This is a genomic window from Paraburkholderia fungorum, from assembly GCF_046027215.1.
Lineage (GTDB): Bacteria > Pseudomonadota > Gammaproteobacteria > Burkholderiales > Burkholderiaceae > Paraburkholderia > Paraburkholderia fungorum_D.
In genome coordinates, this window is the sequence record NZ_JAQQEN010000001.1 from 3,036,821 (window position 1) to 3,056,651 (window position 19,831).

Consider the following 19,831-nt stretch of genomic DNA (forward strand, 5'->3'; position numbering starts at 1 on the left):
TCATTCTTGCGCGAGGGACGGGCCTTCCGGCCAAACCCAGCACACACGCGGGTTTCAGCCTGAGTCTAGCCTTTGTCCGCGTAAGGGTTCGTCGACGATCTGAACTCTATGCGCAATGGAGTCCCTGTTAGCTTGAAAGTTTCCCGGAAGCGGTTTTCGAGGTAGCGTTTGTACGTTTCCGTGATCGCATCGAGTGCATTCCCGTGAATCACGATGATCGGCGGATTCTGTCCACCCTGGTGCGCGTAACGCAATTTCGGACGCACCGGGCCGCGTCGGCGCGGCTGCTGGAATTCCACCGCGTCGATCAGCGCGCGCGTGAGCTTCGGCGTCGGCAACTTGGCCATTGCCGCGGCGTAGGCGTCGTCGACCGAGCGCATCAGCGGCCCGATGCCGGTCTTTTCCGCGGCGGAAATGAAATGGAATTTGGCGAAGTCGAGAAATTTTAGTTTGCGCTCGAGGTCCGCCTTGGTGCGCTCGCGCACATGCGAATCGAGACCGTCCCATTTGTTCACACCCACCACCAGCGCGCGGCCCTGCTCCACCACGAAGCCGGCGATATGCGCGTCCTGCTCCGAGATGTCCTGGCGCGCGTCGAGCAGCAGGATCACGACGTTCGCGTCCGAGATCGATTGCAGCGTTTTCACCACCGAGAATTTCTCGATCGCTTCGAACACCTTGCCGCGACGCCGCAAACCGGCCGTGTCGATCAGCGTATATGGCTTGCCCTGACGCTCGAAATCGACATAGATCGAATCGCGCGTGGTGCCCGGCATGTCGAACGCGATCACGCGCTCTTCGCCAACCAGCGCATTGATCAGGGTCGACTTGCCGACGTTCGGCCGGCCGACGATCGCGATCTTCACGCCACGCGCTTCCTTCTCCTCGTCGCCCTCTTCCGGCTGACCCGCGTACGCGACGCCGAGCGCCTCGTTGATCATTTCGGTGACGCCGTCGCCGTGCGCGGCCGAAATAGCGCGCGGGTCGCCAAGTCCGAGTTCGTAGAAATCGGCCGCCACCGCGCTGTACTTCATCCCCTCGGCTTTATTGACGACGAGGAAGATCGGCCGGCCGGTCTTGCGCAGATAGTCGGCGATGGACTTGTCCTGCGGCGCGAGACCATTGCGGCCGTCGACGATGAACACGACGACGTCGGATTCCTCGACCGCCTGGCGCGTCTGGCGCGCCATCTCGTGCAGGATGCCGTCTTTGGCGACCGGTTCGAAACCGCCGGTATCGACGACCAGATACGGCCGGTCGCCAGCGCGCCCCTCGCCGTAATGGCGATCGCGGGTGAGACCGGGCAGGTCGGCAACCAGCGCGTCACGTGTACGCGTGAGCCGGTTGAATAACGTGGATTTCCCCACATTGGGGCGCCCAACCAGGGCAATAACGGGTTTCATCAGATGTTGTTCACGGTGAAACGCGGGATCGAAATCGACCGCCCGCGTAGCGACGCCATGCGGCCGCTACACGGCAGCGTTTGACGAAAATTATCACGAATTCGGCCAGCCCCGGATGTGCCGTCGATATGCGCATCCGGGCGGACGGGGGTTTGGCTGTATCGCGCGGCGCCAAAGGGCCGCCAGGTTCAGTCTGTCTTGTTCGACGGTTCGCACGCCAGTTCGATACGCCGTTCTGCGATGACCGTCGACGATGGCGCCGCAAGCAGCCACCGATGGCCACGTGGGCCGCTTCTGATCCGACTTGCCGGACCAGCCAGTCCGGCAGAATTTATTTCTGTAAAAAAACGCGCGCGGCCGGCAAAGCCGGCCTGCACGCTTGACTTCGAGCCAGGCTGCGCGCTTAGCGCGGGCGGTAGCCGTACAGGTCGCCGTCATGCGTTTGCACGACCAGCGTTTCGCCAGCCAGCACCGGGGCTGCCGTAATCGCGCTGCCGTCGGTTTTCACGCGAGCCACGAGCGTGCCGTCGTCGCGCGACAGGAAGTGCACGAACCCCTGGTAGTCGCCCAGCACAGCGGCGTGGCCCAGGATGTAAGGCACGCCGAGGTCGCGGTTCTTCAGCTTGTCGTTCTTCCACAGCGGCGCACCGTTGTTGACGTCGAACGCCGACACCACCGACCAGTCGTCGCTCGCGACCACGGCGCGGTCATCCTGCGCCAGACCGCTCGTGCTGGAGAACGCCTTTTCCCACACCGCGCGACCCGAGTTGGCGTCGAAACAGCCAATCTGGCCCTGGAAGGTCACGGCGCAGGTTTCCGAACCGATTAGCGTGGGCGGCCCCGTCACGTCGTTGATACGCTCGACTTCGGTCACGCCCTTCGGGTATGACACCGGCGTCTGCCAGTAGTTGTCGCCGGTTTGCAGATTGATCGCGGCGAAGGAGCCGCCCGGGAAGCCGGCCAGCACCGCCGCGTCGCCCGCGAAGGTCATACCCGACGACACGCGCAGATTGAGCGGCACCGCGCGGTTGCGGTAATTCCACTTCTGCTCGCCAGTTTGCGCATTGAACGCGACGATCTGACCGTCGACCGTGCGCACGACCACCAGACCATTGCCGACCAGCGGCGGCGAGATGATTTCGCCCGGCGCCTTGGCCGTCCACAATTGCTTGCCGTCCGCGCCCAGCACGTAGACGTCGCCCTTCAGTCCGCCGACCGCGGTCAGCGTGCCGTCGCTGCCGACACCGGCAGACAGGTCATCGTGCAGCTTCACGCGCCAGATATCCTGGCCGGTTTGCGCATCGATCTTCGCCACCGAGCCGTTCGCGCCAGCCGCGTACACCGCGTTGCCGACGGCGACCGGCGAGAACAGGTAGCGGCCTGCCTTGCCCACGCTCGCCTTCCACGCCTGTTGCACGTCGAGCACGGGTTTGAACTCGGTGAGCGGCGTGGGCACGCGGCGCTCGTCTTTCGTGGATGAGCAAGCCGCCATCGTGAGGACAGTCATCGCACAGGCAACGGGCACAGCGTAACGTTTCAGCAGATTCATCGGTGGACGAAGCATTCAGGAAATTATTTAAAGGAGACCGGTTGGTCGTGGGTGCGGCGCATTGCCCGTGGCAATCAGCCGCCCAACGCGTCCAGCTTGAACTGAATCAACTGGCGTGCCGAGCTATCGTTCTTCGACAGTGAGTCGAGTGCGAGCTTGTAAGCCGCACGCGCATCGTCACGCTTGCCCTGAGCGGCGAGCAGGTCACCGCGACCGTTTGCCACGATGCCTTTGAACGCATCGGACTGCGGCTCGGCAAGCAGCGCCAGACCCTGATCGTAGGCTTTGTCGTCGAGCAGCAGCGAAGCGAGGCGCAGCTTGGCGATCTGCTTGAACTCGTCGTCCTTCGCGTGATCGATGGTCCATTGCAACTGGGTCTTCGCAGCGGCTTCGTCGCCCGCAGCATACAGCGCCTTCGCGGCGCCCAGCGCGGTCATCTGCGCGTACGCGGTGCGGCTGAACTTGTCTTCCATGTCGGTGGCGACGCGCGTGATTTTCGCCTTGTCGCCCGAGGCAACGGCTTGCTGCACCTGGTCGTACAGCACCGCGGCTTCTGCGGCCTGACGGCGTTGCCAGAAATTCCAGCCGTTCCAGCTGGCTGCGGCCACCAATGCCACTAGCACGATCCACGTGGTTGCATTGCCCCACTGCGTCCACCATGCCTTCAGACTTTCAATTGATTCCTGTTCGTCGTGGTAACTCATTGCCCGGCGATTTCCTCTTTCGTGATACGTGTGCGTGTCGAGCCGTGGGCTCGACGACATCGCGATCAGTCGTCGCCGTCTTCGGCGGTTGCAACCATCGCATTGATTAGAAATTCGGTCAAGTCTTCGGCGGGCACGTTATGTTGCTCGTTTTTACCGCCGTTCGCCCCGGTATCGCGCAGCGGCTTCACGCCGACCGTGCCGTTGGCGATCTCGTCCTCGCCCAGCACCACCGCGAATGCCGCACCGCTTGCATCGGCACGTTTCATCTGCGATTTGAAGCTGGCCGTTTGACCGTCCGTGCTGCAATGCAGGATCACGTCGAGGCCCGTATCGCGCAAACGCTCGGCGATGATAAAGGCTTGCTCGCGTGCCGCGTCGCCCTGATGGACCACGTACACGTCGCACCCTTCGTCTTCCGGCACGAGCTGCTCTTCTTTCAGCAATTCGAGGATACGTTCGACACCCATCGCCCAGCCGCACGCCGCGGTCGGCTTGCCGCCAAGTTGCTCGATCAGCGGATCGTAGCGGCCGCCTGCAGCCACGGTGCCCTGCGCGCCGAGTTTGTCCGTGACCCACTCGAACACGGTCAGATTGTAATAATCGAGACCACGCACGAGACGCGGATTGATCGTGAACGGAATGTTGTTCGCCTTCAGAATGCGCTGCAGGCCTTCAAAGTGCGCGCGCGATTCCTCGCCGAGAAAATCGATCAGCTTCGGCGCGTTCTGCGCGACTTCCTGCATGGCCGGGTTCTTCGTGTCCAGCACGCGCAGCGGATTCGTGTAGAGGCGGCGTTTGGCTTCTTCGTCGAGCACGTCGACATGCTTTTCGAGGTAGGCGATCAGCTCGACGCGGTGTGCCGCGCGCTCCTCGGCGAGACCCAGCGAATTGATCTCGAGCTTGATGCCAATCAGGCCAAGGTCATCCCACAGACGCTGGCACATCATGATGATTTCCGCGTCCGCGTCTGGGCCGGCAAAGCCCAGTGCTTCGACGCCGACCTGATGGAACTGCCGATAACGGCCGCGCTGCGGACGCTCGTGACGGAACATCGGGCCGATGTACCACAGGCGCTTTGGGCCGTCGTACAGCATATTGTGTTCAATCGCCGCGCGCACCACCGCCGCCGTGTTTTCCGGGCGCATCGTCAGATTTTCGCCGTTCAACGCGTCGGTAAAGCTGTACATCTCTTTTTCGACGATATCGGTCACTTCGCCGATACCGCGCTTGAACAACTGCGTATGCTCGATGATCGGCGTGCGAATATTCTGGTATCCGTACGAACGCAGCATCGACTTGACGGTCGTTTCGAAAAATTCCCACAGCCCGGCTTCCTGCGGAAGGATGTCGTTCATGCCCTTCACGCCGGACAGCTTTTCGAGCTTTTTCTTCTGTTCAGTCATCTGTCTTCGATTGACGGTATTGAGTTGAGTGCTTCGGTGCAGCCGGCTTCGGCGCGGCCGGCTTTAGGCGCGGCCGGCTTTAGGCGAGCCCAGCTTCGGCGCGGCCATAGGTGCGTTCGACGTAGTCACTCACGATTTGCTGGAAATCTTGCGCGATATTGTCGCCGCGCAGCGTCTTGACCTTCTCGCCGTCGATAAACACCGGTGCGGCTGGATTCTCGCCCGAGCCCGGCAAGCTGATGCCGATATTCGCCTGCTTCGACTCACCCGGACCGTTCACGATGCAGCCCATCACGGCGACGTGCATTTTCTCGACGCCAGGATACTGGTCGCGCCAAACCGGCATCTGCGTGCGCAGATAGGTCTGGATTTGCGAGGCTAGCTCCTGGAACAGCGTGCTGGTGGTACGGCCGCAACCCGGACACGCGATCACCATCGGCGTGAACGAACGCAGGCCCATGGTCTGCAGGATTTCCTGGCCGACGATCACTTCACCCGTGCGCGACGCGCCCGGTTCGGGCGTCAGCGAGATACGGATCGTGTCGCCGATGCCTTGCTGCAGCAAAACCGACAACGCGGCCGTTGACGCGACGATCCCTTTCGAGCCCATGCCTGCTTCAGTGAGACCCAGATGCAGCGCGAATTCGCAACGGCGCGCCAGTTCGCGATACACCGCGATCAGGTCCTGCACACCGCTCACCTTGCACGAAAGAATGATCTTGTTGCGCGCGAGGCCGAGTTCGACCGCACGCTCCGCCGAACCAATCGCCGACTGGATCAGCGCTTCGTACATCACGCTCTGCGCTTCCCACGGCGCGGAACGCGCGGCGTTTTCGTCCATCATCTTGGCGAGCAGGTCCTGATCCAGGCTGCCCCAATTCACACCAATACGCACCGGCTTGTCGTACTTCACAGCCGCTTCGATCATTTGCGCGAACTGCGTGTCGCGTTTCGCGCCATGGCCGACGTTGCCCGGATTGATCCGATACTTCGACAATGCTTCCGCACACGCGGGGTAATCGCGCAACAACAAATGGCCGTTGTAGTGAAAATCGCCAACCAGCGGCACCGACACACCCATGCGGTCGAGTTGCTCGCGCACGGCAGGCACGGCCGCGGCCGCCTCCGGCGTGTTCACCGTGATGCGCACCAGTTCCGAACCGGCTTGCGCCAGTTCCTTGATCTGGATCGCGGTCCCGATCGCGTCAGCAGTATCCGTGTTGGTCATCGACTGGATGCGCACAGGCGCATCGCCACCGATCGTGACGAGCTGGCCGCCCCAACGGACATCCACCGCGTGCGACTGGCGCCGCGCGGCCTGACCGCCGAACACCGGCTCGTTTGAAACTATCTTGCTACCAGATTGGGATTGAGCTTCGGATTGCATCGAAAAACCCATTTACGCCGCATGCGCCACACAAAAGACGTAGCGCCTGAATTGAAAAAGCGCCGCAGCCCGGTTGGCCGCGGCGCATACCGTATCAAGGCAGCGCGAAGCGTGCCACATTACCCTTGGCGGCCGAATATTTCGACGGGTCGACCGGCTGACCATCGAGCGTAAGCGACTCGAGACCTGCCCTGTTGCCCAGCGTGACCTTGAAAGGGGCCACGCCCGTCACTTCCTTCGTATCGCCCGCATGCACGAGGCCGGAGAATATCTCCTTGCCATCCTTGCCACGCACGCTGAACCAGCTGTCCTGTGTGACACGCAGCGCGACGATCGCCTCACCCGCAGCTACGTCAGCCGCCGATGCGCTAGCCGCGGTCGCAGCCACCATGGCCGCCGGCGCGCTCGCGCCTTGCGCGGCCGCCTGGACCTGCGAGCCGGCCTTCGGCGCGACTGCTGCGGCCGTGACCGCCGGCGCGGAAGACGGCGCCGTACCGGTCGCCAGCGGCGCGGGCATCGGCGTAGCCGACGCTGCGTTATCCACCGCCTGCGTTTCCGGCACGGACGCAGCGTCTTCGACTGCCGCCTCTGAACCTGCCGGCTGACCTTGCGCCACGGCGCCCGACGCGCCGGTCACGCTGCCCGCGGCACCGTTCGCACTGGCCTTCAGCCGCGCCAGCCATGCCGACGAATCACCGCCATTGGTATGCCACATGGCAAGCGCGATCACCGCAACGATCACTGCCGCCACGCCCCACAGCCACGAGCGGCTCTTTTGACCACTGCCGCCAAGCGACAACGACACCTTGCCACGCGGCAAATCCTTACCCGACGACGCCGGCATCGACAGATCCGGCGCGGGTACACCCTTCTCACGACGCAGCGCCTGCGTAAACGGCATGGGATCGGCGCCGAGCATCTTCGCGTAGCTGCGCATGACGCCGAGCGCGAACGTGGTGTCCGGCAGGTGGCTGATGTCACCCGACTCGAGCGCGCGCAACTTGGTTGCGGACACCTTCAGGCGCGCCGACACGTCGTCGATCGTCCAGCCTTTCGATTCGCGCAATTGGGTCAAGCGCGCGCCTACTGCCGCCAACGAGTCCACGCCGGGCTGCGCAACAGACTGCACCACCGCCTGTGCGAGCGGCGCCGGATGGCCTTCATTTGTGTCGTCCTGCGGCTGCGGGTGCTGCGGCTCACTCATCCCAAATCCTTTCGCGTCGATTCTTTTTCACTTGTGCGACTCGCCGGGCCGAAGCCTCTGATTCAAATCGCAGACCGTTTATAACAAAATGTGCGGCCTTGTGTGCCGCTTCCGATCGCTTCTGCAAACTTTCTTTTCAACCGCCCGCGGCTTGCAGGGTTTCTGCACGTTCGGCGAGATTCCCGCCGAACGCCGGCGCCCTGTCGCCCGCGCGATTACACGGCGCGAACCTCGATAATTTTCCCTGCCTTCCCGGTGCGTTCAGCAAGACGCGTGCGGTCTTTCACCGCACCGGCCAGCTGACCGCAGGCAGCGTCGATATCATCGCCGCGTGTTTTGCGCACCGTGGTGACGACGCCCGCGTCCATCAACACTTGTGCAAACCGCTTGATCTGCTCCGGCTTCGAGCGGATGAGACCCGACTCAGGGAACGGATTGAACGGAATCAGATTGAATTTGCACGGCACGTCGCGCGTGACGGCGAGCAATTCGCGTGCTTGCGCCTCACTGTCATTCACGCCGTCGAGCATGCAATATTCAAAGGTAATGAAATCGCGCGGCGCGACTTTCAGATAGCGCTGGCAAGCAGCCATCAGTTCGCGCAGCGGATACTTCTTGTTCAGCGGCACCAGCATGTCGCGCAGCGGATCACTCGGCGCATGCAGCGACACTGCCAGCGCGACCGGCAGATCGGCGCCGAGCCGGTCCATCATCGGCACGACGCCGGAGGTGGACAGCGTGACCCGCCGACGCGACAGACCGTACGCGTTATCGTCGAGCATCAGGCGCATGGCCGGCACTACCGCGTCGTAGTTCAGCAGCGGCTCGCCCATGCCCATCATCACGACGTTCGTGACAACCCGCTCGCCCTTGCCGTCGCCACCCGTGGCGCGACCACCATCTCCGCCGCGCGTCGCGCGCAGCGCAAACTCGGCCATGCGCAACTGACCGATGATCTCGCCGGTGGTGAGATTGCGGGAGAAACCCTGTTTGCCGGTCGAGCAGAAACGGCAGTTGACCGCACACCCGGCCTGCGACGACACGCACAACGTGCCGCGCGTTTCTTCGGGAATGTAAACAGTCTCAACCGCGTTGCTGTTACCGACGTCGATCAGCCACTTGCGTGTGCCGTCGGTGGAAATATTGTCGCTGACGATGCCAGGCATCGAAATCGTTGCGCGGCCTTTGAGCTTTTCGCGCAAGGACTTCGCCAGATCGGTCATGCCGTCGAAGTCGGCAGCATTGTATTGATGAATCCAGCGCTGCAGTTGCTTGGCGCGAAACGGCTTCTCGCCCAGGCTGTCGCAATAAGCGACAAGCCCTTGGGCGTCGAGGTCGAGAAGGTTGACGGAGGGACTGCTCGTCATATCGAATCCTGCCAATTCAGTGCGAGACTACGTTCATGCAACAAGCTGCATGAACGCAATGCCGTTCGCGCCCATTCCTGCTGCTTTACCTTACTACTTTGCCAGGCGATTCGTGCGATTAATCAATCGGCCACACGAATCACATAGGGCATACCGACATCAGCCAGGTATTAACGCGAGTAGACGTTGACTTGCGGGAAGAAGAAAGCGATTTCGACGGCAGCCGTTTCAGCCGCGTCCGAACCGTGCACCGCGTTAGCGTCGATGCTGTCAGCGAAATCGGCGCGGATCGTGCCCTTTTCTGCCTTCTTCGGGTCGGTGGCGCCCATCAGGTCGCGGTGCTTCAGAATCGCGTTTTCACCTTCCAGCGCTTGCACGACTACCGGGCCCGAGATCATGAAATCGACCAGGTCCTTGAAGAACGGACGTGCAGCGTGCACAGCATAGAACTTCTCTGCGTCAGCGCGCGACAGGTGAACCATGCGCGAGGCAACGATCTTCAGACCAGCGTTTTCGAAACGGCTGTAGATCTGGCCGATCACATTCTTGGCCACTGCGTCCGGCTTGATAATCGACAGGGTGCGTTCGATCGCCATAAAAACTCCAAAAAATTAAGAGGTTACAGATTCAAATGAATCCGCTATTGTAGCATGTTCCCGTGTATGATTGCGATTGAACCCTTACATAATTGAAAGACTCCAACCAGGAGTGGCGGATTGCTGGTAGCGTATGGCCTGTGGGCATTTCGAGGCATTGAAACTCCCTGCCCTCGCGCCAATCTTAGGAATGGATATACCAGGCGACTGGCGGCAAAAATCCCGGCCGGCGCTGCACAACCACGACGCATCACGCTTCTGACGTAAGGAGAGACCATGAACGAACATCCGTATAGCTTTGGCCGCAACGGTGCGGTCAGCACGGTTGAAACACGCAACCGCGTACTGCGGAACACCTACTGGCTACTCGCGCTGTCCATGATTCCGACAGTGCTCGGTGCCTGGGTCGGCGTGGCAACCGGCTTCTCGCTGTTCGCCGCTACCAGCCCGGGCATGAGCATGCTGGCGTTCTTCGCGATCGCCTTCGGCTTCATGTTCGCCATCCAGAAAACCAAAGACAGCGCCATTGGCGTGTTCGTGCTGCTCGGCTTCACGTTCTTTATGGGCCTGATGCTGTCGCGCATCCTGAGCTTCGTGCTCGGCTTTTCGAACGGCCCGTCGCTGATCATGCTCGCCTTCGGTGGCACTGGTGTGATCTTCGCGTCCATGGCAACCATCGCCACGGTCAGCAAGCGCGATTTCTCCGGCCTCGGCAAGTGGCTCTTCATGGGCGTGATCGTGCTGCTGCTGGCATCGGTCGCCAACGTGTTCCTGCACCTGCCGGCACTGATGCTGACGGTGTCGGTCCTGGCCATCGTGATTTTCTCGGCTTACATGCTGTTCGACGTGCAGCGCGTGGTGAACGGCGGTGAGACGAACTACATCACAGCAACACTCGCGATCTATCTGGATCTGTATAACGTGTTCGTCAACCTGCTCGCGCTGCTCGGCATCTTTGGCGGCAACCGCAACTAAGGTCTGACCCAGGGCGCGGCGCCCGAAGCGCCCGCCCTAAAGAAAAAGCCCGCGACGAGCAATCGTCACGGGCTTTTTTATTGCACCGGCGCGTTCAGCCGTCAGCTGCAAATTACAGGCTCAACCACGCAAACCCTTCGTCCTGCGTGGCCACCACGACTTCGGTAGACGCCGCACCCAGCACGCCAGCCATGGCGGCCTGCGCGAGCTCCGGCAAGTTATTCTGCTGGCTCAGATGCGCGGCGACCAGATGGCGCAAATGCGAACGGTCGAGCGACGCCAGTATCTCAGCCGCCGCCTCGTTGTTCAGATGCCCATGATTGCCGCCAATGCGCGCCTTCAACGACTGCGGATACCGGCTGCCTGCCAGCATTCGCACGTCGTGATTACATTCGAGCACCAGCGCGTCGCACCCACTCAGCACAGCGCTGATATGCGGCGTCGACGTGCCGACATCGGTCAACACGCCAAGCCGGCTTGCGCCGTCGGAAAAGACGTATTGCAGCGGCTCGCGGGCGTCGTGAGGAACCGTGAAAGGGAGGATGCTGAGGTCGCCGATCGTCACCGCTTCGTCGCCCCACAACACCTGCAGATCGACTGCGGCATCGTCGGCACCCACCGCGCGGGCTGTGCCCCAGCTCATATACAGCGGGATCGACCACTTGCGCGCCAGCGTCAGGGCGCTGCCGATGTGGTCGCTGTGTTCGTGTGTGATGAGAATGGCGTCGAGACCCTCGGCGCCGGCGCCCAGCCGCGCGAGACGCCGCTCGACTTCCTTAGCCGAAAAGCCGCAGTCGAGCAGCACGCGTGTGGTGGTTGCGCCGCTTTGCGCTTCCACCAGCATGCCATTGCCCTCGCTGCCGCTGCCAAGACTGGCGAACCGCACGGCCCGCTTAATTCAGTTGCGCGTGCAGCAACGACACGATGCGCTGCGCGTCGGACGAGTTATCCACTTGCCCGTTCGCATCCAGCACCGCCACCTGCGTCAGCGTGTCACCCTTCGAGCGAACGTTGACGAGGAATTCCTGGGCCGGCTTCTTCGACGAATTTCCGCTGTAGAACAGCTTGCCGAACAGCCCTTCCTTCTTCAGCTCCTGCATCGAGTCCGCATAACGCACGTAGTAGATGCCTTTCGAGCGATCGCGGTTGTCGACGGTGAAGTTGGTGCGATCGAGCGCAAGACCCACGCGCAGCCATGCGCGGTCGAACGACTCCTGCAAGTCGAGCGTGGAGGCACCCGCGCTCTGATCGATCGTGGTCGGCGCGGTGGCCGAGCGGGCGTCCGTCAGGAGTTGCTTCGATTGCGCTTCGGTCAGGCCGAACTTCTGCATCAGCTTGGTGATGAACAGCGCTTCCAGCGCCGGATCACGCGGACGCTCTTCCCAGCGCGACGAGGTCTTGTCCTGCCCCGTCAGCACTTCTTCCATCGCGCTATGCGTGATCGAGATATCCGTGGCGCCATCCGGACCGCGCGATACGAGCGTGCGGAAGCTGTCGCGTGTGCCCGACGAGTAAGCGAAGTCGATCACCTTGCCGACCGTGCGACGGAACCAGTCGTCCGGAATATTGGCACGGTTTTCAGCCCAGTCGGTCGTCATGATGCCGGTGGCCGGAGCATCAGTCTTCACCGCGAAGCCGTTTTCCTGCCAGAACTCCTGCAGTTGCGGCCAGAGTTGTTCCGGCGAACGGCCGTCGACTACCAGCCAGCGCCGATCGCCGTCGCGTTCGACGTGCATGCCATACGGGTCCTGCGCGGTCGGCTGGCCTTCAGTGGTATTGCCCGCTGCCGTGACCGCGCGTTGCTGCGAGCCGCCCAGCGCCAGATTGGCCGGCGGCGCCACGTAGCGCTGATCGGTCGGCGTGGTGGTCAGGTCGCCCGGCACGGCAAGCGGCGGCGCGCTGGCCGCGCCCTTGTAGTTGACGCGGTCCGAGGCGAACCAGTCGTTCAGCGTGTCACAGCCGGCGAGCGTCGTGAGGGCAAGCGCCAGCGCCGCCATGCGGGTTGCGTGGAGGGAAAGTGCGGAACGTTTCATGAGGTCCTTCGTGATGCTAAAACGCGGTGCCTGGTTCTGTGTGCCGGGAACGTGGGCTGGATCGACGTCGGTTAAGGGAGTGCCGGTGGCAGGCTTTCATTAGCGCTGGTGAGTGCTGGCGGCTTGAATCCGCTTAGCCCAGCAGGCCCGCTTCGCGCAGCGCGGCACGCACCACCTCGTGGTATTGCGCGTCGAGCGGCGTGAGCGGCAGGCGGATTCCGCCCTGCACACGACCCAGTTGCTGCAACGCCCATTTCGCCGGAATCGGATTCGATTCGATGAACAGGTTCTTATGCAGCGACAGGAGTTTTAGATGAATCTCGCGGGCGGTTTTGGCGTCCGCAGCGAGCGCGGCCTTGCACAGCTCGCTCATCGCGCGCGGCGCGACGTTGGCGGTGACCGAAATATTGCCGTGGCCGCCGAGCAGCATCAGCGCGATCGCCGTGGGATCGTCGCCGCTGTAGATGCCGAAGTGCGCCGGCGCCGACTTGATCAGGTGCGCGGCGCGATCGATGTTGCCGGTCGCTTCCTTCACACCGATGATGCCGGGCACCTGCGCGCAACGCAGAATGGTTTCGTTGCTCATGTCCGCGACCGTGCGGCCCGGCACGTTGTACAGGATCACCGGCAGATCGACGGTTTCGGCGATCTTCGCGAAGTGGCGATAGATGCCTTCCTGAGTCGGCTTGTTGTAATACGGCACGACCTGCAAAGTAGCGTCCGCGCCGACTTCTTTAGCCTGCTGGGTAAGTTCGATCGCTTCGGTGGTGGAGTTGCCGCCCGAGCCGGCGATCACCGGAATCCGGCCCGCGGTGTGCTCGACCGCGGTCTTGACCATCAGCACGTGTTCTTCGACCGACAGCGTGGCCGATTCACCGCTCGTGCCGACCACGACCAGCCCGTTCGTGCCCTCTGCGATATGCCAGTCGATCAGTTTGCGAAACGCCGGCAGATCGAGACTGCCGTCTTCAAGCATCGGGGTGATGATGGCGGGAATACTGCCGCGAATCTGAACGCTGCCTTGGTTGCCGCTTTGGTTGCCGTTAGTCATGAAACGCCATGAATTTGATCAGGTAAACCGCGATTGTAGCGGATTAGCCAGCCAACTCGTAACACGGCGGGGACGCCGCCTGCGCACGGTCGCCTGAGCGCTCCGCCTCCAGAATGGCGCAGATCCGCTGGACATAAGCCGGGCGCGGCTGCGCGAGATATCCGTCCTGAAATGCGACCACGCGAAGATGGCCGCGCACCACGTCGAGCAACTCGCCGGGGGCGAGCAAAAACGCCGGATTCGACGGCTTGCCGACCCTTTCATTGCCTTGCGCGAAGGTCTCGTAAACCAGTACGCCACCGGGCGCCAGCGAGCCTAACAGCTGCGGAAAAAGCGGCCGATGCAGGTAATTCGTCACCACGATCGCGGCGAATTTCATAGCGCCGGACAACGGCCACGCAGCGCTTTCCAGATCAGCGGTAACGGTGGTGATGAGCGGCTCGTCGCGCATCGTCTCGAGCGCAGCCGCATCGCGATCGAGTGCGGTCACCGGATGACCCAGCGAGGCAAAGAAACGCGCATGCCGCCCGGCACCCGACGCCACATCCAGCACCGGGCCGCCCGCCGCCGCCAGATGCGCCCAATGGCGCACCCAGCGCGACGGCTCACCGTTTCCATGCGACGCGACGGCGGGAATAAAGGGCGTACTCATCACGCGGGCGTCAGCGTCAGTTGTACGACAGGCCCATCGCCTCACGCACGTCGCGCATCGTTTCCGTAGCGTACCTGCGGGCCTTGTCGCAACCGTCGGCGACGATCGCGCGCAGCAGCGACGGGTCGTCCATATACTTCTGCGCGCGCTCGAGCATCGGCTGCTGTTCGCGCAGAATGCCTTCGATCACCGGTTGCTTGCACTCGAGACAGCCGATGCCAGCCGAACGGCAGCCCTTCTGCACCCACTCGTGCGTTGTTTCGTCCGTGTAGACCTGATGCAGTTGCCACACCGGGCACTTGTCCGGATCGCCCGGATCGGTGCGGCGCACACGTGCCGGATCGGTCGGCATGGTGCGGACTTTCTTGGTGATCGTCTCCGCGCCTTCACGCAGACCGATCGTGTTGCCGTACGACTTCGACATCTTCTGGCCGTCCAGCCCCGGCATACGCGACGCTTCGGTCAGCATGGCCTGCGGTTCGACCAGAATGATCTTGCGTGAACCTTCGAGGTAGCCGAACAGACGCTCGCGGTCGCTCATCGACAGGCTCTGCGATTCCTGCAACATCGCCCGCGCCTGCTCCAGCGCCTCGTCGTCGCCTTCCTGCTGATAGGCGTTGCGCAACTCGTGATAGAGCTTGGCGCGCTTGCCGCCGAGCTTCTTCGCGGCTTCGTTCGCCTTCTCCTCGAAGCCCGGCTCGCGGCCATACAGATAGTTGAAACGGCGCGCGATTTCGCGCGTCATTTCCACGTGCGGCACCTGGTCTTCGCCGACCGGCACGAGCGAGCCGCGATACAGCAGAATGTCGGCCGCCATCAGCACGGGATAGCCGAGAAAGCCGTAGGTGGACAAGTCCTTGTCTTTCAGCTTCTCCTGCTGTTCCTTATAGGTCGGCACGCGTTCGAGCCAGCCGAGCGGCGTGCTCATGCCGAGCAGCAGCGCGAGTTCCGCGTGCTCGGGCACCTTGCTCTGGATGAAGAGCGTAGCCTGAGCCGGGTCGATACCGGAAGCGAGCCAGTCGATCAGCACGTCCCAGACGTTTTTTTCGATCACTTCGGGCGTTTCGTAGTGCGTCGTCAGCGCGTGCCAGTCGACCACACAAAAGAAGCACGGGTATTCGGACTGTAGCCGCACCCAGTTTTTCAGCACGCCGTGATAGTGGCCGAGGTGCAGCGACCCGGTGGGCCGCATGCCGGAGAAGATACGGTCTGGGAACATGGTTATTTAGAAAAGCGAGACAAGAGGAGTCAGGATGGCGGTAATCGCACCGTAGCCGAGCGTGACGAGCGGGCTGAGCCAGTAACGCGTGAGCGTGCCGGTCATGACCAGCGCCATCACGATAAAAAAGCCGTATGGCTCGAGGCGCGAAAGCGCGATTGACTGGCGCGGCGGCAACAGCGCCATCACCACACGGCCGCCGTCGAGCGGCGGCAGCGGAAACAGGTTGAGCACGCCAAGCACGAGGTTCACACCGACGCCCGCGGCCGCCATGCGGGTAAAGAACGGTTCGTCGACGCTCAGCACCGCGAGCGCCACGCCGACCAAACCCCACACCAGCGCCTGGACGAAGTTGCACATGGGCCCGGCCAGCGCGACCCACAGGCTGCCCCAGCGCGGATTGCGCAGATTGCCGAAGGCCACCGGCACCGGTTTCGCGTAACCGAACATGAAGGCGCCGCTGGTGGCGAAATACAGCAGCAAGGGGATCGCAATCGTGCCGAGCGGATCGATGTGCCGCATCGGATTGATGGAAACGCGGCCGAGCACGTACGCGGTGTTGTCGCCCAGCCAGCGCGCGACATAGCCATGCGCGGCCTCGTGCAGCGTGATCGCGAAAATCACCGGCAGCGCGTACACCGCAATGGTCTGTATCAGGGAAGAATCCATAACTCGCTATTGTAACAACGCGATTGCGTGCGTCTGTCCGCTTTCACTCATGCCGTCTCTTCGAGGCCGAAGGGCGCGAGCGAACCACGCCCCGGCCGTACCAGCACCGGCTCGGGGCCGGTCAGATCGATCACCGTCGACGGCTCGCAAACACAGGCGCCACCGTCGATCACCAGTTCGAGTTGTTTTTCGAGGCGCTCGCGAATTTCTTCCGGATCGTTCAGCGGCTGGGTTTCGCCCGGCATGATCAGCGTCGAGCCCAGCATCGGCTGACCGAGTTCTTCGAGGATCGCGAGCGTGATCGCATGATCCGGGACGCGCAGTCCGATTGTTTTACGCGACGGATGCGACAGGCGCCGTGGCACTTCCTTGGTTGCCTGCAATACGAACACGTAAGGACCCGGCGTCACCGATTTGATGAGACGGTATTGCCGGTTGTCGACCATCGCGAAGTTCGCCAGCTCCGACAGGTCGCGGACCAGCAGCGACAGCAACTGCTTCTCGTCGAGCCCGCGAATGCGCCGCAGGCGTTCGGCCGCGTCCTTGTCGTCGAGACGACAGGCGAGCGCGTAGCTCGAATCGGTCGGCATCGCGACGATCCCGCCGTCGTTGATGATCTGGGCAGCCTGTTTGACGAGCCGTGGCTGCGGGTTATCCGGATGAAGCCGAAAGTATTGGGACATGGTGAATAACAGTGGCTACGGGTGGCTGCGGTGGCTGCGGTGGCTGCGGGTGACTTCAATAACGGCAGAAGGAGGATCGGCCGGCGGCCCGCGCCCAGGCGGATGGCGTTCGCGCAGTTCGTGCCGCCGCGGCACGGCGCGCGGTCACAGCCAGCGTTCCCAGACGGGCTTGAGATCGGAAGGCAGCGGCGGCAGCGTGCCGAGATCGACGCGGCCTTCGCCGGGCGCGTGGAAATCGGAACCGCGCGACGCCTCGAAACCGAAACGGCGCGCGACGTCTGCGTATTCGCGATACTGATCGGGCGTATGGCTGCCCGTCACGACTTCGATCGCCTTGCCGCCGAGATCGATGAATTCAGCGAAAAACGCGTCGAATTCAACCGGCGAATACGCATAACGGCCTGGATGGGCGATGATCGCCTCCCCGCCGGCGGCCTGGATCCAGCCCACCGCGTCGGTTAGCTTGGCCCAGCGGTGCGGCACGTAGCCGGCTTTGCCGTCGCCGAGGTAGCGCGTGAACACGTCTTGTGTCGAGCTGGCGTAGCCGCTTTCGACCATGAAACGCGCGAAGTGCGTGCGCGAAATCATGTCCGGGTTCGAGACGTATTTGAGTGCGCCCTGGTAAGCGTCCGGAATGCCGAGCGTGGCGAGCTGCTCGCCGATCGCTTCGGCACGCGCCGCGCGGCCGTTGCGGGTACGCGCAAGGCCGTCGATCAGGATCGAATTGGTCGGGTCAATGCCAAGGCCGACGATGTGTACGGTGCGCGAAGCCCACGTCACGGAAATTTCCACACCGCTCAGGTAGCCCATGCCGAGCGCCTCCGCGGCGCTGCGCGCTTCGCGCTGGCCGCCGAGCTCATCGTGGTCGGTCAACGCCCACAGCGTGACGCCGCCGGCGTGCGCGCGCTGCGCGACATCGGCCGGCGCAAACTGGCCATCTGAAACGGTGGAATGACAGTGGAGGTCGGCGTTCATCTGTGTATTGAAAAGGATCTACGTTCATTTTACTGCAACGCAGTAAGTGGACGCAGACCTATCTCCTGTCGCCGGCCCGCCGAGCGCGCCCTTTGTAAGAACTACGCGCAGAAACCCTCGATCAGCGCGGCGATCTGCTCAGGCTGGTCGTGGTGAACCATGTGTCCCGCTCCATCGATGATTTTTTCGCGCCAGTCCGGGAACGCCTGAAAGCGCGCCTTGAATTCGTCGAGTGGAATCCCGCCGGCGATCTGCGCGAGCGTCGGCGAATTGGCGGCCTCGACGTGCAGCACTTTGGCGCTCACTTTGCGCCACACGGCCATCACTTCGTCGAGACGGTACAGCGTCGGTCCACGCAGCTTGTGGGCCGGATCGGCGAGCAGCATGAAGCACCCTTCTCCATCCGGCTTCGACCAGTGTTGCGCGAGGAACTGCGCGCGCTGCGGGGCGAGGCGCGGATTGGTCTTGATGAGACGTCCGGCGACGTCCTCAAGCGACGCGTAGCGCTTCAGTTGCGGCGGATCGCGCAAGTCGTCGAGCCAGTTGCGCAGACGCCCGGGCGCCTGCGCCGCGTGCGACGGCGCCAGCCCGAAGCCCTCCAGATCGATCACGCGCCGCACCCGTTCCGGGCGCACCCCTGCGTACAGACAGACTATGTTCGCGCCCAGGCTGTGACCGACCAGATTGACTTCGCCCTGCGGCGCGTAGTGGTCGAGCAGCGCGTCGAGATCGGCGAGATAGTCCTGCATCCAGTAATTGCCGCCGCCGCGCTCGGCCACCGGCCAGTCGGACAAACCGAAGCCGCGCATATCGGGCGCGATCACCTGCCAATCGCCGCCCAACGCATCGACGACGAACTGGAACGATGCCGCCACGTCCATCCAGCCGTGCAGCATGAATAACTTCGGCGCGTCAGGATTGCCCCAACGGCGCACGTGCAGGCGAACGCCGTGCACGGCGATGAAATCGGACTGGGAGGTATTCATGAACGGCGAGCCCCAAAAAAGAATGGTCGTTCGATTATAACGAGATAGCGGGACCGTGCGCGGTGTCTGCGGGTGGAAGGAGGCTTCAGTCCGGCGCGGACGGGCTTTGATCCAGCCCGGCGAGAGCAACCAGCGCGGCCAGTTCGGCTTCGTCGAAGCCGGCGTCGCGGCGCGCCTCGAAATTGAACGGACCGCGTAATTTCGGTGCGTGATACTGGTCCGCGAGACGCAGGTAGGTGGCGTGCGGGTCGAGCGCATCCTGCTCGCACAGATAGCGGAACCAGCGATTGCCGATCAGCACGTGGCCGATTTCGTCGCGCAGGATCACGTCGAGAATCGCCGCGGAGGCATGGTCGCCGGCCTGCTGCAGGCGGGCACGGATCGGTGGCGAAGCGTCGAGGCCACGCGCTTCGAGCGTGCGCGGGACCAGCGCCATGCGCCCCAGCACGTCGCCTCGGGTACGTTCGCACATGTCCCACAGGCCGTCGTGCGCCGGGAAGTCGCCGTATACGTGGCCGAATGCCGCGAGCCGCGCGACCAGCAAGGAAAAGTGATGGGCTTCCTCCGCTGCCACCTTGAGCCAGTCGGTGTAGAACGCGGCGGGCATGCCGGAAAAGCGCCAGACGGCGTCGAGCGCGAGGTTGATCGCGTTGAATTCAATGTGCGCGAGCGCATGCAGCAGCACCGCGCGCCCTTGCGGCGATTGCATGCTACGGCGCTTCAGTTTGCGCGGATCGACGAGGTCGGGACGCGCGGGGCGGCCCGGCAAGTCTACCGGTTCCGCCAGATCGAAGTCCGCGGCGCATGCCAGATCGCCGTCGAGCACTGCCGCGTACAGCGCGCGTGTTGCGGCGGCCTTGGTCGCCGGGTCGATTTCGCGCAATGCGGCAAGCGCCTCCGTGCGTGCGCATGACGGACGATTCGACGAGGACTGGGCCAGCCCAACAGACGGAGCAGCGAAACTCATGGCAA

General features: G+C 62.9%; 19 protein-coding genes. 1 reads left to right on the top strand and 18 read right to left on the bottom strand.

Annotated features, from left to right (window positions below; translation table 11 throughout):
* Positions 1-65: 65 nt before the first annotated feature.
* The 8 genes from der to ndk form a co-directional block, all read right to left on the bottom strand.
* Entirely contained in the window at positions 66-1,403 is a 1,338-nt protein-coding gene (der, locus tag PQR27_RS13465; protein ID WP_408524126.1) for a ribosome biogenesis GTPase Der, read from the bottom strand.
* A gap of 403 nt (positions 1,404-1,806) precedes the next feature.
* On the bottom strand, positions 1,807-2,952 hold the full coding sequence (gene bamB / locus PQR27_RS13470; RefSeq protein ID WP_408524127.1) for an outer membrane protein assembly factor BamB: 1,146 nt from the start codon (positions 2,950-2,952) through the stop codon (positions 1,807-1,809).
* Positions 2,953-3,026: 74 nt separating this feature from the next.
* Positions 3,027-3,656: a YfgM family protein gene (locus PQR27_RS13475; RefSeq protein WP_408524128.1), complete on the bottom strand. Its 630-nt coding sequence runs from the start codon at positions 3,654-3,656 to the stop codon at positions 3,027-3,029.
* 65 nt (positions 3,657-3,721) lie between these two features.
* Entirely contained in the window at positions 3,722-5,062 is a 1,341-nt protein-coding gene (hisS, locus tag PQR27_RS13480) for a histidine--tRNA ligase (RefSeq protein ID WP_408524129.1), read from the bottom strand.
* A gap of 79 nt (positions 5,063-5,141) precedes the next feature.
* Positions 5,142-6,461, bottom strand: coding sequence for a flavodoxin-dependent (E)-4-hydroxy-3-methylbut-2-enyl-diphosphate synthase (ispG, locus tag PQR27_RS13485; protein WP_408524130.1), 1,320 nt, complete (start codon positions 6,459-6,461; stop codon positions 5,142-5,144).
* Positions 6,462-6,543: 82 nt separating this feature from the next.
* Complete coding sequence (locus tag PQR27_RS13490; protein WP_408524131.1) at positions 6,544-7,653, bottom strand: helix-turn-helix domain-containing protein; 1,110 nt, start codon at positions 7,651-7,653, stop codon at positions 6,544-6,546.
* Between the two features lie 215 nt (positions 7,654-7,868).
* On the bottom strand, positions 7,869-9,020 hold the full coding sequence (rlmN, locus tag PQR27_RS13495; RefSeq protein WP_408524132.1) for a dual-specificity RNA methyltransferase RlmN: 1,152 nt from the start codon (positions 9,018-9,020) through the stop codon (positions 7,869-7,871).
* 170 nt (positions 9,021-9,190) lie between these two features.
* Positions 9,191-9,616 (bottom strand): nucleoside-diphosphate kinase, encoded by a 426-nt coding sequence (ndk, locus tag PQR27_RS13500; RefSeq protein ID WP_012433533.1) that lies wholly within the window; start codon positions 9,614-9,616, stop codon positions 9,191-9,193.
* 276 nt (positions 9,617-9,892) lie between these two features.
* Between ndk and PQR27_RS13505 the strand changes: the two genes are divergently transcribed.
* Complete coding sequence (locus PQR27_RS13505) at positions 9,893-10,591, top strand: Bax inhibitor-1/YccA family protein (protein ID WP_408524133.1); 699 nt, start codon at positions 9,893-9,895, stop codon at positions 10,589-10,591.
* 112 nt (positions 10,592-10,703) lie between these two features.
* Here PQR27_RS13505 and PQR27_RS13510 read toward each other — a convergent pair whose 3' ends face one another.
* From PQR27_RS13510 to PQR27_RS13555, 10 genes are all read right to left on the bottom strand, one after another.
* Complete coding sequence (locus PQR27_RS13510) at positions 10,704-11,477, bottom strand: MBL fold metallo-hydrolase (protein ID WP_408524134.1); 774 nt, start codon at positions 11,475-11,477, stop codon at positions 10,704-10,706.
* A gap of 7 nt (positions 11,478-11,484) precedes the next feature.
* Positions 11,485-12,624, bottom strand: a complete 1,140-nt coding sequence (locus PQR27_RS13515) for an outer membrane protein assembly factor BamC (RefSeq protein ID WP_408524135.1) — start codon at positions 12,622-12,624, stop codon at positions 11,485-11,487.
* A 133-nt stretch (positions 12,625-12,757) separates the two neighbouring features.
* A complete protein-coding gene (gene dapA / locus PQR27_RS13520; protein WP_408524136.1) occupies positions 12,758-13,675 on the bottom strand; it encodes a 4-hydroxy-tetrahydrodipicolinate synthase in 918 nt (305 codons plus the stop codon).
* Positions 13,676-13,718: 43 nt separating this feature from the next.
* Positions 13,719-14,327 (bottom strand): class I SAM-dependent methyltransferase, encoded by a 609-nt coding sequence (locus PQR27_RS13525; RefSeq protein ID WP_408524137.1) that lies wholly within the window; start codon positions 14,325-14,327, stop codon positions 13,719-13,721.
* A 16-nt stretch (positions 14,328-14,343) separates the two neighbouring features.
* Positions 14,344-15,546 carry a tryptophan--tRNA ligase gene (locus tag PQR27_RS13530; RefSeq protein WP_408524138.1) on the bottom strand — a complete coding sequence of 401 codons (1,203 nt, stop codon included), beginning with the start codon at positions 15,544-15,546 and terminating at the stop codon, positions 14,344-14,346.
* Positions 15,547-15,552: 6 nt separating this feature from the next.
* A complete protein-coding gene (locus PQR27_RS13535) occupies positions 15,553-16,215 on the bottom strand; it encodes a site-2 protease family protein (protein ID WP_408524139.1) in 663 nt (220 codons plus the stop codon).
* A 47-nt stretch (positions 16,216-16,262) separates the two neighbouring features.
* Positions 16,263-16,898: an L-threonylcarbamoyladenylate synthase gene (locus tag PQR27_RS13540; protein ID WP_408524140.1), complete on the bottom strand. Its 636-nt coding sequence runs from the start codon at positions 16,896-16,898 to the stop codon at positions 16,263-16,265.
* Between the two features lie 144 nt (positions 16,899-17,042).
* Complete coding sequence (locus tag PQR27_RS13545) at positions 17,043-17,873, bottom strand: 3',5'-nucleoside bisphosphate phosphatase (protein ID WP_408524141.1); 831 nt, start codon at positions 17,871-17,873, stop codon at positions 17,043-17,045.
* 101 nt (positions 17,874-17,974) lie between these two features.
* Complete coding sequence (locus PQR27_RS13550) at positions 17,975-18,859, bottom strand: alpha/beta fold hydrolase (protein ID WP_408524142.1); 885 nt, start codon at positions 18,857-18,859, stop codon at positions 17,975-17,977.
* A gap of 85 nt (positions 18,860-18,944) precedes the next feature.
* On the bottom strand, positions 18,945-19,826 hold the full coding sequence (locus PQR27_RS13555) for a ferritin-like domain-containing protein (protein WP_408524143.1): 882 nt from the start codon (positions 19,824-19,826) through the stop codon (positions 18,945-18,947).
* Positions 19,827-19,831 lie beyond the last annotated feature (5 nt).

Coding starts and splice junctions, on each gene's coding strand:
- PQR27_RS13540 (WP_408524140.1), bottom strand. CDS start 16,898: ATGTCCCAATACTTTCGGCTTCATCCGGATAACCCGCAGCCACGGCTC.
- PQR27_RS13525 (WP_408524137.1), bottom strand. CDS start 14,327: ATGAGTACGCCCTTTATTCCCGCCGTCGCGTCGCATGGAAACGGTGAG.
- ispG (WP_408524130.1), bottom strand. CDS start 6,461: ATGGGTTTTTCGATGCAATCCGAAGCTCAATCCCAATCTGGTAGCAAG.
- PQR27_RS13505 (WP_408524133.1), top strand. CDS start 9,893: ATGAACGAACATCCGTATAGCTTTGGCCGCAACGGTGCGGTCAGCACG.
- PQR27_RS13550 (WP_408524142.1), bottom strand. CDS start 18,859: ATGAATACCTCCCAGTCCGATTTCATCGCCGTGCACGGCGTTCGCCTG.
- dapA (WP_408524136.1), bottom strand. CDS start 13,675: ATGACTAACGGCAACCAAAGCGGCAACCAAGGCAGCGTTCAGATTCGC.
- PQR27_RS13475 (WP_408524128.1), bottom strand. CDS start 3,656: ATGAGTTACCACGACGAACAGGAATCAATTGAAAGTCTGAAGGCATGG.
- PQR27_RS13530 (WP_408524138.1), bottom strand. CDS start 15,546: ATGTTCCCAGACCGTATCTTCTCCGGCATGCGGCCCACCGGGTCGCTG.
- PQR27_RS13490 (WP_408524131.1), bottom strand. CDS start 7,653: ATGAGTGAGCCGCAGCACCCGCAGCCGCAGGACGACACAAATGAAGGC.
- rlmN (WP_408524132.1), bottom strand. CDS start 9,020: ATGACGAGCAGTCCCTCCGTCAACCTTCTCGACCTCGACGCCCAAGGG.
- ndk (WP_012433533.1), bottom strand. CDS start 9,616: ATGGCGATCGAACGCACCCTGTCGATTATCAAGCCGGACGCAGTGGCC.
- der (WP_408524126.1), bottom strand. CDS start 1,403: ATGAAACCCGTTATTGCCCTGGTTGGGCGCCCCAATGTGGGGAAATCC.
- PQR27_RS13515 (WP_408524135.1), bottom strand. CDS start 12,624: ATGAAACGTTCCGCACTTTCCCTCCACGCAACCCGCATGGCGGCGCTG.
- PQR27_RS13535 (WP_408524139.1), bottom strand. CDS start 16,215: ATGGATTCTTCCCTGATACAGACCATTGCGGTGTACGCGCTGCCGGTG.
- PQR27_RS13555 (WP_408524143.1), bottom strand. CDS start 19,826: ATGAGTTTCGCTGCTCCGTCTGTTGGGCTGGCCCAGTCCTCGTCGAAT.
- PQR27_RS13545 (WP_408524141.1), bottom strand. CDS start 17,873: ATGAACGCCGACCTCCACTGTCATTCCACCGTTTCAGATGGCCAGTTT.
- bamB (WP_408524127.1), bottom strand. CDS start 2,952: ATGAATCTGCTGAAACGTTACGCTGTGCCCGTTGCCTGTGCGATGACT.
- hisS (WP_408524129.1), bottom strand. CDS start 5,062: ATGACTGAACAGAAGAAAAAGCTCGAAAAGCTGTCCGGCGTGAAGGGC.